The following is a 16,262-nucleotide window of genomic DNA, read 5'->3' on the forward strand; positions in this document are numbered from 1 at the left end:
TACAGGAACAGCTATATCTGGGCTATGAAACTATCCGAATTTTCCGTTAAAAACTGGCAGTTTATGCTGGTGTTGTTTCTCGGCGTAGCTGCGCTCGGCATCAACTCGCTGCTGAACATGCCTCGGGGCGAAGACCCTGAATTTACCGCTCCTCAATTCGCTGTGGTCGTTGTGTATCCCGGTACCGACGCCCTCGATATGGAAGAACTGGTTGTCGACCCCGCCGAAAAGCGCTTCAACGAACTGGACAATATCAAACACGTAGTGACCAGCGTAGACGATGGCCTGGCCGTGTTCCGGGTCGAATACGAATACAGTCAGAATGCGGACGAAAAGTACCAGGAGATTGTCAGGGAGGTGAATGCGCTGCGCTCTGAACTGCCCTCCGATGTGTTTGCGATCAATATCAATAAATTCTCGCCTTCTGATGTAAATATCGTCCAGGTGGCGCTACAGTCCGAAGTGGCCTCGGATAAAGAGTTGGGTAACTACGCCGATGCTCTGAAAAAACGGCTCGAAAAAATAACCAGCCTCAAAAACGTAGAAGACTGGGGCTACCCGGCGGGCATCGTACGGGTGTCGCTGAATATCGAGAAGATGGCCCAGGAGGGTATTCCGACCAATCGCGTAGTTGGCGCATTGCAAGCCGAAAACGCGAACATTCCCGGAGGAAGCGTTCAGGTTGGCATCCGGAAATTCAACGTAAAAACCACCGGCGACTATCAATCACTGGATGAAATCAAGAACACGATTGTATCCAGCAACGGCCAAAAGGTGATTCGGCTCGGCGACATCGCAGACGTAGCGTATAATCTGGAAGATGAAACCCACATCACCCGACTCGACGGCCACCGCGCGGTACTGGTCACGGCAAGTCAGAAGATCGGCGAAAACATCGACAAGGTGGGCAAACAGATTAACCCAGTTATTGAGGATTTCACGAAAACCTTACCTCCTCACATCGAGCTGGTCAAGAACTTCGATCAGGCTGCTAGTGTGGGGAAGCGGCTATCGCGCTTTTCAACCGATTTTGCGATTGCTATTCTCCTTGTTTCGTTAACGCTGCTACCTCTGGGGTTTCGGGCGGCTGTGGTCGTTATGATCTCGATTCCGCTTTCGCTCGCCATCGGCTTAAGCTTATTGAACGCCTTTGGCTACAGCATTAATCAGCTCAGTATCGTAGGCTTGATTGTCGCCCTGGGGATTTTGGTTGATGATAGCATCGTGGTCGTCGAGAACATTGAGCGGTATCTGCGGGAAGGTTACTCGAAGCGGGAAGCGGCCATTAAAGCGACGAGTCAGATTACGTTAGCGGTCATTGGCTGTACTGTAACGCTGATTCTGGCTTTTCTGCCTTTGTTGTTCCTGCCCGAAGGTTCCGGCGATTTCATCCGGTCGCTACCAATGGCCGTTGTTACGACAGTGCTGGCTTCGCTCGTTGTTTCATTGACTATTGTGCCGTTTTTGGCGAGCCGCCTGCTGAAAGAAGAGCATAATCCAGAAGGTAACATTTTTCTGCGGGCGCTGAAAAAGCTCATCAGTGGTTCATACAGTCGCTTGTTAGATGCCGCCCTTCGTCGGCCAGTCATTACGTTGCTGGTGGCCCTGGCTATTTTTGGCGGTGCCTTGTCGTTATCCGGTAAAGTAGGGTTTGGCTTATTTCCGGCTTCGGAGAAACCGCAGTTTCTGATCAATATCGAAACACCCGAAGGCAGCAGCCTAAGCGAAACCAACCGTGTTGCCCGCTACGTTGAAGGTCAGCTTAAAGGCGATCGGGCCATTCGACACTTCACGACGAACGTTGGCAAAGGCAATCCACGTATCTATTACAACATCATCCAACGTAACGAAGCGGCTAACTTCTCGCAGTTTTTTGTGCAACTGCACGAGATTGAACCGGCCGAGAAACGGGTCCTGATCGACAAGTACCGGGAGCAGTTTGCGCTGTATCCGAACGCCAAAATCGAAGTAAAGGATTTTGAACAGGGTCCCGCGCAGGAGGCTCCGGTAGCCATTCGGGTGTTCGGCGAAAATCTGGATACGTTACGTACGGTAGCCGCCCGGGTTGAACACGTATTGAAACAAACCTCAGGAACGATCTACGTGAATAATCCGGTGGCTAACCGGAAAACTGATCTGCGCATTAAGATCAATAAAGAAAAAGCGGGTTTATTGGGCCTGTCCATTGCTGACATCAACCGCACAATCCGATTGGCCGTCGCTGGTCTGAACGTCGGCACGTTTAAAGCACCAAATGATAACGACGACTATACGATCAACGTAACGTTGCCGAAAGGCCGCGTAACGGACCAAACGGTTCTGAATAATCTGTACGTGAACACGGTTACGGGTGGTTCGGTCCCGTTGCGCCAGATTGCCGATATTCAGTTCGAAACCGGCACAAGTCTTATCCGTCACTACGACAAAGACCGCTTTGTGACAGTAACCGCCTTTGTTAAAACCGGTTTTCTGGTGGATAATGTCTATACCGATGTATTGAAGAAGCTGGATCAGATGCAGTTTCCGAGCGGATTCCGATACGTTGCGGCCGGTGAGTTGGAAAGCCGCGAACAGTCGTTTGGAGGACTGGGCACGATTATCCTGATCACTATTTTTGGTTTTCTGGCCGTGTTGATCCTGGAGTTTGGTACCATTAAAAGTACCCTTATCGTACTTTCGGTCATCCCATTGGGTATCATTGGGGCCATTGCCGCCCTGCTGTTGACGGGTAACCCGTTCTCGTTCGTAGCGATCATCGGCCTTATTGCCTTGATTGGTATCGAGGTCAAAAATTCTATTCTGCTGGTTGATTTCACCAATCAACTACGTGAACAGGGCATGCCTCTGGTTGAAGCAATCAAAGAAGCGGGTGAAGTTCGGTTTGTTCCGATTGTGTTAACGTCGCTAACCGCCATTGGCGGCTTGATGCCCTTAGCCCTCGAAGGCAACCCGCTTTATTCTCCGCTGGCCTGGGTCTTGATCGGCGGCCTGATTTCCAGCACCTTGCTTTCGCGCATTGTTACACCCGTACTGTATAAACTGCTGCCCCCACGCATTGACGTGCGGAAGACTGTAAACCGGGAGCAGGAACTAGCACTAGCATAGCGTATCTGAACGTTTGGCGGTGTGCTGTTCGAGTCAACAGCACACCGCCAAACGTTAACGAACCAATACTTTGGCCGTTTGTATTTGTTCCCCGGTTTGCACCTGGAGCCAGTATAAACCGGTGGTTAAAGGCGCAGATGGTATTAGGTAAGCCTCCCCTGTCCCCTGCTCTACGGTACTTTCGATGACTTGCCCCGTAGACGTTAACAGGCGGATCACCGAATCGGTAGCGTTCCAGAGCCGCAGGTGAATACGTTCCGCTTCGGCCGGATTTGGATAGACAGCCACTACTGGCTGACTGGACTCAATGATTGCAGCTACTGGTTTATAAACATGCGTTGTTCCGTCAAGGTCAATCTGTTTCAGTCGGTAATAATTAACACCCGGTAGCGGATTCATGTCGGTTAACCCGTAATCCTGTCGCTGATCGGTAGTACCCTTCGCGGCTATCTCGCCAACGGAGACAAATTCTTTTAGATCAGCGCTACGCTCTACCACAAACCGATCGGCATCCCGTTCGGAAGTAGTCGTCCACGCCAGTTGCACCCGGTCACCTTCGGGTTTGGCGGTAAACGAAAGCAGCGAAACCGGTAAAGAGCCGCTAATATCCCGCATGAGAATGTTGCTAATCTGCATTACGCCGACACCGTCGGCCAGCCTGAACTTAAAATTATTGATCGCCTGAGTAGGCGTCAGTACAGCCTGATCGTTGAATAGTTTAGTTGTCCCGACCCAGATGTCATACGTATCGTTGGCTAATGACTCCGTAGAGCCCGTAGGCGACAGATACGTCATAGTACCGCCCGAATTATTCATCGCAAACGTAATTGTCTGCCGACCGGAGAAGGAACTGCTGGTGCCACCGCCACCGCCCGCCGGAATGGTACGTACCTGAAACTGACCTGACCCTGCTGCCGACAACCCTATGCCAAACCGGGCATACACATCAGCATTAGGCGGATTCTGCGGCCCGGAATTAAATCCACTACCTACGTAAAAAATAAGGGCACTTGTGCCGGTTACCGATACGTCGTTTGAAATCACCTCAAAACTGAATTGAACGTGCAGCGACGTTGGCGGCCCATCAAAATTTGTTGACCGGGAGATGTAGCCCGTGCCGCTGTCGGTTGGGCGCGAAAACTGAACGGCACTATTGGTTATGGTGGCGCTCAATCCGGAGAGACCGTTGACCTGTGCATTGTTCGGGCTAGTACTTACATACGTAGCAGGGGTTCCGCCAGCCGAAAAATTCTGTTGAAAATACGTGGTCTGGGCATTTGATGATCGGTTCGCCAACAGTACGCCAGCCAGGCATACTAAATAAATCGTTTTCAAGATTGGATGTGAACTAAGTTTATGACAAGTTACATTCGCAATCTATCTAATGTATTTTAATTGGCAATAGTTTAATAAGTAAAAGTACCTAATTCACTTTCTATGGTTACTCGCTTACCCTGGTAGGCTTCGACGCGCCCAACGACCTGTGCATCAATGCTGAACGAACGAGCTATATCAATAACCTGCTGAGCATATTCTTCGGCCAGGTAGATCTCCAGCCGATGCCCCATGTTGAATACTTTATACATTTCCTGCCAGCTGGTACCACTTTCCTGCTGAATCAACTGAAACAAAGGCGGTGTGGGGAACAGGTTATCTTTAACGACGTGAAGATTGTCGATAAAGTGCAAAACCTTTGTTTGTGCTCCGCCTGAGCAATGTACCATGCCATGAATATGGGGGCGAAGCTCATCGAGCAGCACGCGGGCCACGGGCGCGTACGTCCGGGTGGGCGACAGAATCAGTTGCCCAATGGTCGGACCCGCTTCTGATACGTCGGTCAACTGTTTAGAGCCGCTGTAGATGAGCGATTGATCAACAGCTGGGTCAAAACTCTCGGGGTATTTGTCGGCGAGATAATGAGCCAGCACATCATGGCGAGCGGAGGTTAGACCATTACTGCCCATACCGCCATTGTATTGCGTTTCATAAGTCGCCTGACCAAAGGAAGCCAAGCCGACAATCACATCCCCTGCCTGAATCCGATCGTTGCTGATCACCTGAGCGCGTCGCATGCGGGCAATAACGGTGCTATCCACAATTACGGTTCTGACCAGATCACCCACATCGGCCGTTTCGCCCCCGGTGCTGTAAATCTCGATGCCGTGCTCACGCAGCATTTGCAGCACCTCTTCTGTACCGTTGATAAGTTCGGCAATAACCTCGCCGGGAATCAGATTTTTGTTACGTCCAATTGTCGACGAGAGCAGCATAGGCCCCGTAGCACCTACGCAAATCAGATCGTCGGTATTCATCACGACCGCATCCTGCGCAATGCCTCGCCAAACGCTCAGATCACCGGTTTCGCGCCAGTACAGATACGCCAGCGATGATTTAGTACCCGCTCCGTCAGCGTGCATAATGGTACAAAAATCCGGGTCACCGGCTAATGTATCCGGGACAATTTTGCAAAACGCTTTAGGAAACAAGCCTTTGTCGAGCTGTGCAATGGCGTTGTGAACGTCTTCTTTACTAGCGGAAACTCCGCGCTGGGCGTAACGATCTGTCATGCCGCAAAGGTAGGGAAGAAAGGGAGGAATGGGAACAAAAGGAGGAGCGGGAGGAAGGGACAAGACGGAAACTTCTCCTTACCCCCTGCCTTCCCGCTCCTCTCTTTCTTCCTTCTCTTCCTAATAAACAATTCCCGTTTCGGCACGAACCGCATCCAGCAGCTGCATCAGATGGATGCTATCATCAAGCGACCAGAGCGGGCTTTCGGTACGTCCTTCGGTCAGGCATTGCATTACGTGCTGGGCTTCGTAGTCATACCCAAACGTAGTTCGCTCCACCGAAATCTGTTCAGGCTCGTGCCCGTTTCGGTCGAGTATCAATTGCTGACTTTCGTGCCAGCGCGAACTCAGCCGTATCAGCCCTTCTGTTCCGTATACGAAGGCTTCGCAAGGGGTTCGGGCACGTAACGTACTATCCAAAACGGCCAACTCACCATTAGGGTATGTCAGCACCATGCCGCACTGTTCATCCACACCAGTCTCACCAAAGATGGCCGAAGCCTTGATGGAGTCCGGCATACCCAGCATAAAATAGGACCAGAACAGGGGATAGATACCAATATCGAGTAAGGCTCCGCCCCCAAGCGCCTTGTCGAATAACCGACCATCAGGCGCAAATGGCGCAGCAAACCCAAAATCGGCCCGTACGCCCGTGACACGACCAATTGCGCCGTCGTCGACAAGTTGCTTCGCCTTTTGCAGAACCGGTATAAAGCGGCTCCAGAGCGCTTCCATCAGGAATACTGACTTTGATCGGGCGGTCTGAACCATTTCCTGAACCTGGGCGCTGTTCATGGCAAAGGGCTTTTCGCCCAGCACCGCTACCCCCCCGTTGAGCAGCATCAGCGTATTTTCGTGGTGTTTAACGTGCGGGGTGGCCACGTACACAACATCCAGTTCCGGAAGCGTCAGCAGACCGTCGTAGCTCCCAAACGCATGAGGGATACCATACTGCTGCGCGAACGCATCGGCCCGCTGCTGATCAGACGAAGCCACCGCATACAGTTGCGCATTGGGCAGCGTTAACAGATCCTGAACAAATTTATGAGCGATGCGCCCTGGTCCTAAGATTCCCCAGCGAGTCATGATTTATAGAGTCTAAAATTGGGCTATTGGATAAGATGCGCCGGCCGGCCATCCATCAAATCTAGAGTTTTTTCTAAGTTGCGGCTTCTCCAGTGTAGTATCCTGTGAAAAAAGTTTGTGTCCTCCTCGTGTGTTTTTGTTCTTTTTTGCTCAATTACAGCGCCTTCGCCCAGATTGTTGAGCAGCCCGACCCATTGCGTCCGTCAACGCCCGACAGCACCCGCAGCAAAGCTACTACTGACTCAGCCAGTGTTGTCAAGAACGATTCAATGGTGGCTAAGCCAGCCCCTCCTGTAACGCCAACGTTTCGCTACCGCTTCGGCGCAGATGGTACCGTGACCAGCGGGAACGTTAACCGAACACTCCTGCAATTAACCGGCTCGGTAGATTATCAATTGAGCAATTATTTCAAATTGTCGTCGAGCCCGTCGTTTGTATATGGCCGACAAAACAACCTGTTGGCGGAGCGGGAATGGTTCGGAGATTTCCGGACTACGTATCGGCACGAAAAACGTTTGTATTATTTAGCTTTTGGCTCATTTGAGCGAAGTAATCTCCGCCAGATCAACCGACGCTGGACGGTGGCGGGAGGCCTGGGCTACAAAGTCGTAAATCAAAAACGGGCTTATCTGTCGATTACGAACGTAGTGTTACAGGAGTTTACCGACTTCATGGAACTAAGCGACATCAACATCTTTCGGAATTCAACGAGACTGTTCGGGGAGTACTCGTTTGGTGGCGATCGGTTTACGGTAACGCACACCGCCTTTTACCAGCCCGCCATTGGGCAGTATAACATCCGCTGGAATGCGAGCCTGAGCGTTCAGGTGAAGCTAACCTCAGCCACCAGCCTCCGATCCACGCTGGCCAATGCCTACGAAAGTCTGGTTGTGCCGGGTCGAAAGAACAATGACCTGCGCTTTACCGTTGGGCTGGTGTATGAAAAGAAATAAGTCTGGAACAGGGGCAAAAGCAAGATGCTTTTGCCCCTGTTCCAGACTTATTCAATCCCACCCTTCTACTGCTTATCAGGATAAGGAATAATCAACTTCTCGCCCCGGGTGGCGATGTCTTTTGATTTATGGTTAGCGCGCATGAGCGCTTCTTTGCTCACACCGTATTTCTGAGCAACCACACGCAACACATCGCCTGGTCCGACGGTATGTACGGCCATTGCTTTCACATTGAGCTTGGTCACACCGGCTTTCACATCAGACTCCGACACGCCGGGGTTAAGCTCTTTTAAGGTGCTGATTTTCATATTATATCGACTGGCGACGCCGTAGAGCGTTTCGCCAGCTCCTACCGTATATGTACTGGTAACCCCGCCGGGGTTGACTTTCGGCTTTTCAATCGCCACTTCTTCTTTGGGCTTCTCTACCTTGGGTTTCTCTTCTTTAGCCTTTTCGACTTTAGGTTTCTCTTCCTTCGGTTTTTCCTCTTTTGGCTTTTCTTCCTTTTTCTCAACCTTAGGCTTCACCTCAGCTGGTTTTTCGTTGGGCGAAGGCTTACCGGCCGTGGTTTCGCGGTTAGCGACGGCTACTTCTTCCGCCTGCGCGTCGGCAACGGGAGCGTCGGCGGGTGGTTCAGCCTGGGAGAGATCGACAGGAGCAGGCTGCGACGACGTGTCCACCTCTTCGGGAGCCATCAGCATCTGCGGGTCATTCTGCGCCAGCGGCTGCTGCGAAGTCGTATCCAGAGCTACATTCGTTAACTCGTCGGAGCCGTTGGTGTCATCCGTAATGTAGTCGTAACCGACGTAGAGCAGCGCGGCTATGATCCCCACCAGAACAGTAAGCGTAATTGCCGGCAAACTGGTATTTTCAGTTGGTCGCGGGTTAGATGCGTGATTATCGGCTTCCATGGGTATATGTAGGGTTAAGGCGTAGTTAATTGCCGATTCATATCGACCACTTTTTCTTTCAGATCCTCTTTGTAGTGTAGCAAGTTTTGGGCCACAGTCTGGTCGAACGTACCAACGATCTGGGCGGCCAGAATCCCGGCGTTACGTGCCCCATCGAGCGCCATAGTCGCCACCGGAACACCAGCGGGCATTTGCAGGATCGACAGCACCGAATCCCAGCCATCAATCGAATTACTGGACTTAACTGGTACGCCGATGACAGGCAGCGTAGTGAGTGAGGCCACCATACCCGGCAAGTGGGCGGCTCCACCCGCCCCGGCAACGATAACCTTTAGTCCACGGTCGCGGGCGGTCTTTGCATAGTCGACCATTTTTTCCGGTGTTCGGTGCGCCGACACAATATCCATTTCCCAGGAAACACCCAACGAGGTCAGGATGTCGGCGGCCTCCTGCATGACCTTACGGTCGGAGAGGCTGCCCATAATAATACCTACCATTCAGCGAAATACGAATTGACTTTCTGCGAAATAACGCAGTTTAAGGCACAGTTTACGCGTGCAACTCTTAATTTTTATTCTAGAAATGCCCTAATCAGCAGATGGCTCCCGGACCAGGATGAATATTCACTACGTTAGCACTAGACAATCTTGAGCAGATCGAACTTCCGGCCCAGAATAGCGACATCGTCGGCACCGAGGTACGTGCGCAGCAACGTAGCGTAAATCTGCCGGAAGTCTACGGAGTACGTCAAATCGCCGTCGGTTAAGTTCGTCAGGTTAGGTGCTTCGTTCAATACTCGCTGTGCAGGCAAGCCCCCTCCGATCAGGAATACATTATTGGCCGTTCCGTGATCCGTTCCATTGCTGGCATTCTGCTTTACGCGTCGGCCAAATTCCGAAAACGTCATCAACAGCACTTCGTCCTGCCGACCGGCGGTTTTCAGATCCGTCATGAACGCGCCAACGGCCTCAGCGTACTGACGCAGCAATCGTTCCTGCTGGCCGGGTTGGTTTATGTGCGTATCAAACCCGCTAACCGACACGTAATACACGCTCGTAGCCACTCCCGACTGAATCAGCTGCGACACGGTTTTTAGTCGGTTTCCCAGCTCATGATCCGGGTACGCAGCGGTAGTCGTGTGAATTTTAGCTTTGTCGTACACGTACTGGGCCGACGAAACCGTTTCGGCCAGGGTTTTATATAAATAACCTACCGTTTCCGGTTCATTGTGATGCGCCTGGCTGATACCTGATACCAGGCCGTTACGTGTCTGGTTATACAGCTTTTTCGGGTCCAGCAGGGCAAGTCCGTTCAACTCATCGCCCTTCAGGGCCAGGCTTAACGTATCATCGACCTCAATCGTGCGAAACGGTTGCTGGGCTTTACCCGCACAGGCCGCATCCAGGTAGCGCCCGACCCATCCGGTACGTAAATACGTATCTGAATCGCTCGCCGTTTGCCAGATGTCCATCGACCGAAAGTGCGACCGGTCGGGATTGGGATACCCAACGTTATTGATCACCGTCAGCAAGCCGCCGTCGTACAGTGCTTTGAGCGATTCCATTGCCGGGTGCAGACCAATCTCGTCGTTCAGGGGAAGAACGGCATCTTGTTTTATTGCTATGGTCGGCCGTTCGCGGTAATAAATGTCATTTCGATAGGGTACAACCGTGTTCAGTCCATCATTACCGCCCGACAACTGAACGATAACCAGTATTTTGCCGGATGGTGCCAGCGGTTGACCCATCGCGGAAGCTTCATACGCCTTCAGAAAATGCGGAATCAGCATGGTTCCCGCCGTCGTAAGAGCCGATTGCTTTATAAAATCGCGTCGGAGCATGGTTAAAGAGTGAATGAGCGAAAGAGTGAATGAGTGATTTTTTAGAGCGTTTATTCACTCTTTCGTTCACTCTTTCACTCTTTAAGTTAGTTGATATTCGGGTAGGCTCAATAGGGCCAGCGTTACGGCCTGGATGCGCTCCAGCCGGGTTTGCGCAGGTTTAATCTGCTGATCAACCCGTGTCCGTTGCCCGGCCGTTAACGGTAAGGGCAGTAACGTAATCGCAAGGGCAGCGGCTAAGTCGGCATCCGCTGTTTTGGCGAACGCCTTTTCAAAACCGGTCCAATCTACTGTAGTCTGAAACTGCCGCCCACCTTTGCGCGCCAGCACCTGCGTATTCACGTCGCCATCCTCTTTGGGCCGGACGTTAACGTCAGTGGCTTTCAGGACGTAACTGGGTAACTGCAGGCGAAACAGCAGACTCGACGAGTCAATCCAGTTTTTTCCGCCCGGCCAGCCCGCTACGTTTGGCGGATAAAAAAGAACCTGCCCCAGCGTTCGCTGCACAAAAAGCTGAGCTTGGGGCTGTTCAAACTGAATCGTAATCGTGTGCCGTAGACCCGCCAGCAACTCGACCGGAGATTTAATATGAGCTCCCCTATTTTTCGGATCATAGAACCAGTCAGCCAGGAATATGGCCTCCATCAGCCCGGCAATGTCATAACCGCTTTTGTAAAACTGGTCCGCCAGCTCATTGACCCGATTTGCATCTTCTGTTTCATTCACAAACGCGCGGTACAGCTTACTGACCACGAAGCGAGCCGTCTGCCTGTTTTCGAGCAGCATCGCGATCACATCTTCACCGACAAACGGACCCGTTTTACCAAAAATCGTTTTCTGGCCTTCATCGTGAACCTGTTGCCGAAACACGAACTGTCCTTCGGGCGTAAACTGCCACCCCGTAAACGCTCTGGCGGCTTCTTTGATATCACGCTCGGCGTAGTGGGCACGGCCGGACGACGAATGGCCTAAGGTAAACAGCTCCATCACTTCACGCGCAAAATTCTCGTTCGGCGCATTCTTCCGGTTCTGCTGATTATTGAGAAACTGGAGCATGGCGGGCTCCTTCGATACGGCCATGAGCAGATCGCCGAACCGGCCCAGGGCATGCTGGCGGATCGTGTTCGCGTATTGCTGCATGAACAGGGGGTTTCGTCCTACTGTCCGGCACGCGAAGTGCCCATGCCAGAACAACGCCATCTTTTCACGGAATGCCCCTTTACCGGAGGCCATTCGATCGAGCCATTGCAAGTTCAGATCACGGACTTTCTCAGCGTTCATCCGAATTTGCGCCTTCAGCATGTCCTTATCGAGCTGCCCCTTTTGAAGCATCCCTTTCAACGCCCGCTTTGGTACGTGCTCGTCCGGGTCAACAACCCGAAGCAGTTCTACCGACTCAGTGGTTGTTAGGAACTCGCGTATTACTTTTCGGAACGGGCGATGCAGGGCGTCTTCCAGTTCGGCGGGAGTAGCGCCAAACCCGGCCCGGCTGAACAACTGCAGCAGTCGTCGTATATCGTTCGCCTGGTTTAAGAACGTATCCATAAGAAAGGTAAAGTCGACGCCTATAGGATTTACGTAACCAGCAAAGGTTTAAACCCAATTCATTAAATTTACCTGAATTGTCCATAAAAACAGGCAGTTAGGCAACGCTGAGCGCTTATCTTTCGTACGTACTGTGTACATTCGTCATTCAGCCTTGACCCGGCATATCTCACGTTTATGACAAAACCTGTATGGCTCCGGCTACGAAGAGTATATCCAGTAATTAGCTTCATGCTGTTAACGCTGGCTTCGCCCTCGGCAGCCCAACCGTTACCTCAATACAGCGCCCGGCAGCGGGCTCAGCAGCTCAGTCTGCAAAAGTCCATCAATCAGCAGCAAACCGCCAATTACCAGAAAGCGCTAACCGAAGCGCGTCGGCTGAACCGCCCCATTGAGCAGCGTCATCTGAACGGGCGAATCGTTATACTACGTGGTATTGACAGTCGGGGCGAACTCCTGTACGACGCTACGGACAACACAACCCTGGCCGGGCAGAGTACGCGTACGTCGGCGCTTTATGCCGGCGGCAGCCTTGGCGTGTCGTTATCGGGTCAGACGTTGCGGGACAAACTGGCGGTCTGGGATGGTGGCAAGGTACGCGATACCCACGTTGAGTTTCGGAATGGGGCTGCGGACAGCCGGGTTGTTCAGGTCGACAACGCCAGTGCGCTTAGTTCGCATTCAACCCATGTGGCCGGTATTTTGATGGGTGCTGGGGTAAATCAGCAGGTACGTGGCATGGCTTACGCGACTAACCTGCGGGCCTATTCGTTCAATAACGATAGCAATGAAATGAGCACGGCCGCGCCGGATCTGCTGATCTCGAACCATTCGTACGGCTCAAACGCGGGCTGGATTTTTAACGATTCCCGATCCACAACAACGCAATGGGAATGGTGGGGCGACACGACCGTCAGCAAAACCGAAGACTACAAGTTCGGTATCTATACCGATCAAACCCGCACCTGGGATCAAATCGCTCAGAATGCACCGTATTACCTCATCGTCAAATCGGCGGGTAATAACCACGGCTCGAATGGACCCGGCGCTGGCCAGCCTTACTTCCTGGGTACCAGCAACGCCATCAGCCGGGCACCCCGCAATAATCAGAATGGTTACGACCAGGTCAGCACTTACGGAACCGCGAAAAATATTTTGTCGGTTGGGGCCGTCAGTAATCTCAGTTACGGCTACAACCAGGCCCAGGACGTAGCAATCAGCAGTTTCAGTAGTTGGGGACCCACCGACGACGGACGCATTAAGCCGGATCTTGTCGGCGTTGGCGTCAGCGTATTGTCGTCCAGTTCGGAAACCGACAGCGCCTATGCCTCATTGAGTGGTACGTCGATGGCAGCACCCAACGTAGCGGGATCACTGCTGCTTTTGCAGGAGTTGTTCGCCCAACGGAACAACGGCCGTTTCTTACGGGCATCGACGCTGAAAGGCCTGGCGATCCACACCGCCGACGAAGCCGGAAACGCACCCGGTCCCGATTACCAGAACGGCTGGGGGCTGCTCAACGACGAACGAGCCGGGCGAGCCATCATCAACGCCGATCAGAACTACCTCATCGACGAGCGAACCCTGAACCAGCGTGATACGTATTCCATTCCGGTCATAGCCTCGGGTCGTGGCCCACTGGTCGTAACCATCTGCTGGACTGACCCCGCCGGAACAGCTACCCTCCCCTCGGCTGCTATGCTGAACGACCGAACGCCTAAACTGGTCAATGATTTGGACATTCGGGTTACCGATGGCAGTCAGACAATTCAGCCCTGGGTACTCGACCCCGATACCCCCGCTAATCCCGCCACGCGGGGCGATAACGTCCGCGACAACGTAGAACAGGTGTTCATCAGCAATCCCATTCCGGGAAAATCATATACCCTGACCGTAACGCACAAAGGAACGCTTACCGGCGAAAAACAGGATTACGCCCTGCTGATCAGCGGAATTGGTGGCAAAGCCTACTGTGCTTCCGCAGCTACGTCGGATGCCGACAGTAAGATAACCCGCGTTCAGTTTGGCAATCTTGATCGGCCCGGCTCAAACGGGTGCACCACCTATTCCGATTTTTCGCAGACGGCAACACCCATCCAGGGCGGACAGCAGATTCCGCTGGTCGTATCGCTCGGTACATGCGGAGCCACAAAAAACGTGGTTGTCAAAACGTTTGTGGACTGGAACCAGAACGGCAGCTTCGACGATGCTGGCGAAACCGTGGCGACATCGGCTGTGTTGCCGAATTCAGGGCAATTTTCAGCGACTATATCGGTGCCGGAAGGCCTTCAAACCGGGCAGATTCTGCGAATGCGCTTGGTCGCCACCGAGACGGACAACGCATCGAACGTAGCATCGTGCGGCAATTATCCGAACGGCGAAACGCAGGATTATCTTCTCAATGTCGTACAAACAACGAACGACGTAGGTATAACAGCCCTGGTGTCACCCGAATCAAACTTTTGCAGTCAAACCAGTTCGGAGCTGGCCGTTGCCGTGCGGATACGAAACTATGGGAACACCAACCAGCTTAATGTGCCCGTACGCGTTAACGTATTAGACGCCAATAATAACGAGCTTACCACCCTTACCGGCAGCGTGGCAACGCTCCAAGCTTTTCGGGAAGCCATCGTGACGTTCAAAGCGCCCAAAACCGTGGCCCTAGCTAGTGGCCAGACGTATCGATTTGTCATTACAACAGGCACCAACACCGATCAGAACGTAACGAATAATACGTTGACCGAAACCCGAACCGTGGGCGGTGCATCTGCAAATGGCCTGTTCACCGCCCTTAGCTGCGGCAGCGACACAGCCATATCATTACGTAACGCCGGTGCCGGAACGGCCGTGTGGTATGACGCCCCAACGGGTGGCAATCTGTTAGCCGTTGGCAATCGAACCGTTTTGAAAGCCGTACCCACGAGCAGGCAGTTTTACGCCGTGCTCAACGATTTTGCCGCAACTGTCGGCCCGGTCGATAAGCGCGTGTTTGGGGGTGGGTCGTATGCCGGTAATTTTGGCCCGGCCCCCCTGATTACGACGCGGGTGCCGTTGTTGATTGAAACCGCCCGGCTGTACATTGGCAATGCCGGTAAGTTAACATTTACTGTTCGGAAGTTAGACGATACACCGATTTCGAGCGTTACGCTCGACGTATCGCCCACGCGAGACCAAAGCCTCACCACAACCAATGGCAGTGGCCAGCTAGTTGATGATCCGGATGATCAGGGAATGGAGTACCCACTCAATCTGCGTATTCCGCAGGCGGGCGACTACAAGATTACGATTGACTATACCGCTGGGGCGTCTATTTTCCGCAGCAATTCAGCCGTCACTGGTTTTCCGTATCAGGTAACGGCCCAGAATGGTACACCCATCCTGATCATGAAAGGAGCGTTGTTTGCAAACGGTGGCGCGGCTGATACGTTGAAAAATGCCTGGTATTATTTCTACAACCTGAATATCAGGTCGCTCGACTGCCCCAGTGCTCAGCGGGTTGCGGTACCAATCGCTACGGGTTCGGCGATTACGGCGATCGTTACGGCGAATGGCTCAACCAGCATTTGCCAGGGTGCCAGCGTCGCATTACAGGCCAACACCGAGCCGGGTCTTACGTACCAGTGGCTGCTGAACGGCCGACCCATCAGCGGAGCCACCAACAGTTTGCTGCTCGCCAGTCGGGCCGGCGATTATACGGTTCAGGTAGCCAATGCCTGTCTGCCCGCTACCTCGTCGGTTATACCTGTCACGGTCCGAACGGCTCAGGTTCCGGTTGTAACGGCCAATGGACCGTTGCTCTCATCGAACGTAATCAGCAATGCGCAGTGGCTGCTCGACGGCGTTCCCATCGCGGGCGCAACAGGAGTCAACTACACGGCGGTGAAAACGGGGCGATACTCCGTTCGGGGCAATGTCAACGGCTGTGGCGAAGCGGTTTCGGCTGATGTGTACGTCGCAATTCTAGCCAATGAGCCTACAACGGACGACGATCTATTAACGGTTTACCCAAACCCAACGACTCGCCAATTAACGATTTCGGTACCAGTCAGTTCATTAATTACGGGTGCTACACCGACGATACGGTTAACTGATCTGCGGGGCTTACCGATACGAACGGCTCTCTTACAACGCGAGGGCCAAACGTATTCGACGGTGATGGATGTCGCTGATTTGCCGGGCGGTACGTTTTTTGTGGTTATTGAAGACGACCGATCGCAAACCGTTCGGGTGAAACGCATTCGTAAACATTAACTGT

At 52.8% G+C, this 16,262-nt stretch carries 10 protein-coding genes; 3 read left to right on the forward strand and 7 right to left on the reverse strand.

Annotation, left to right across the window (positions count from 1 at the left end; genetic code table 11):
* Window positions 1-24: 24 nt before the first annotated feature.
* Window positions 25-3,105 (forward strand): efflux RND transporter permease subunit, encoded by a 3,081-nt coding sequence (locus ACYVBJ_RS21315; protein ID WP_460984324.1) that lies wholly within the window; start codon window positions 25-27, stop codon window positions 3,103-3,105.
* 54 nt (window positions 3,106-3,159) lie between these two features.
* Here the strand turns inward: ACYVBJ_RS21315 and ACYVBJ_RS21320 are convergent, their stop codons facing one another.
* The 3 genes from ACYVBJ_RS21320 to ACYVBJ_RS21330 all read right to left on the reverse strand — a co-directional run bounded on the left by ACYVBJ_RS21320 (window position 3,160) and on the right by ACYVBJ_RS21330 (window position 6,758).
* Window positions 3,160-4,440 (reverse strand): T9SS type A sorting domain-containing protein, encoded by a 1,281-nt coding sequence (locus tag ACYVBJ_RS21320; protein ID WP_460984325.1) that lies wholly within the window; start codon window positions 4,438-4,440, stop codon window positions 3,160-3,162.
* A 71-nt stretch (window positions 4,441-4,511) separates the two neighbouring features.
* Entirely contained in the window at window positions 4,512-5,672 is a 1,161-nt protein-coding gene (locus ACYVBJ_RS21325; RefSeq protein WP_460984326.1) for an AIR synthase related protein, read from the reverse strand.
* A 120-nt stretch (window positions 5,673-5,792) separates the two neighbouring features.
* The gene (locus ACYVBJ_RS21330) at window positions 5,793-6,758 is read right to left on the reverse strand and encodes a Gfo/Idh/MocA family protein (RefSeq protein WP_460984327.1); all 966 of its coding nucleotides are present in this window, start codon (window positions 6,756-6,758) and stop codon (window positions 5,793-5,795) included.
* A 146-nt stretch (window positions 6,759-6,904) separates the two neighbouring features.
* Here ACYVBJ_RS21330 and ACYVBJ_RS21335 point away from each other — a divergent pair, with 146 nt between their 5' ends.
* On the forward strand, window positions 6,905-7,711 hold the full coding sequence (locus ACYVBJ_RS21335) for a DUF481 domain-containing protein (RefSeq protein WP_460984328.1): 807 nt from the start codon (window positions 6,905-6,907) through the stop codon (window positions 7,709-7,711).
* Between the two features lie 65 nt (window positions 7,712-7,776).
* On the opposite strand, the gene ACYVBJ_RS21340 is transcribed toward ACYVBJ_RS21335, so the two are convergent.
* The 4 genes from ACYVBJ_RS21340 to ACYVBJ_RS21355 form a co-directional block, all read right to left on the reverse strand.
* Window positions 7,777-8,622 carry a LysM peptidoglycan-binding domain-containing protein gene (locus ACYVBJ_RS21340; RefSeq protein ID WP_460984329.1) on the reverse strand — a complete coding sequence of 282 codons (846 nt, stop codon included), beginning with the start codon at window positions 8,620-8,622 and terminating at the stop codon, window positions 7,777-7,779.
* Window positions 8,623-8,636: 14 nt separating this feature from the next.
* On the reverse strand, window positions 8,637-9,119 hold the full coding sequence (purE, locus tag ACYVBJ_RS21345; protein ID WP_460984330.1) for a 5-(carboxyamino)imidazole ribonucleotide mutase: 483 nt from the start codon (window positions 9,117-9,119) through the stop codon (window positions 8,637-8,639).
* A gap of 140 nt (window positions 9,120-9,259) precedes the next feature.
* The gene (locus ACYVBJ_RS21350; protein ID WP_460984331.1) at window positions 9,260-10,462 is read right to left on the reverse strand and encodes a DUF1501 domain-containing protein; all 1,203 of its coding nucleotides are present in this window, start codon (window positions 10,460-10,462) and stop codon (window positions 9,260-9,262) included.
* 81 nt (window positions 10,463-10,543) lie between these two features.
* Complete coding sequence (locus ACYVBJ_RS21355; protein WP_460984332.1) at window positions 10,544-12,007, reverse strand: DUF1800 domain-containing protein; 1,464 nt, start codon at window positions 12,005-12,007, stop codon at window positions 10,544-10,546.
* A 177-nt stretch (window positions 12,008-12,184) separates the two neighbouring features.
* Here ACYVBJ_RS21355 and ACYVBJ_RS21360 point away from each other — a divergent pair, with 177 nt between their 5' ends.
* A complete protein-coding gene (locus ACYVBJ_RS21360; RefSeq protein ID WP_460984333.1) occupies window positions 12,185-16,258 on the forward strand; it encodes a S8 family serine peptidase in 4,074 nt (1,357 codons plus the stop codon).
* The last annotated feature ends 4 nt before the right edge of the window (window positions 16,259-16,262 follow it).

It is taken from the genome of Spirosoma fluminis (assembly GCF_054778895.1).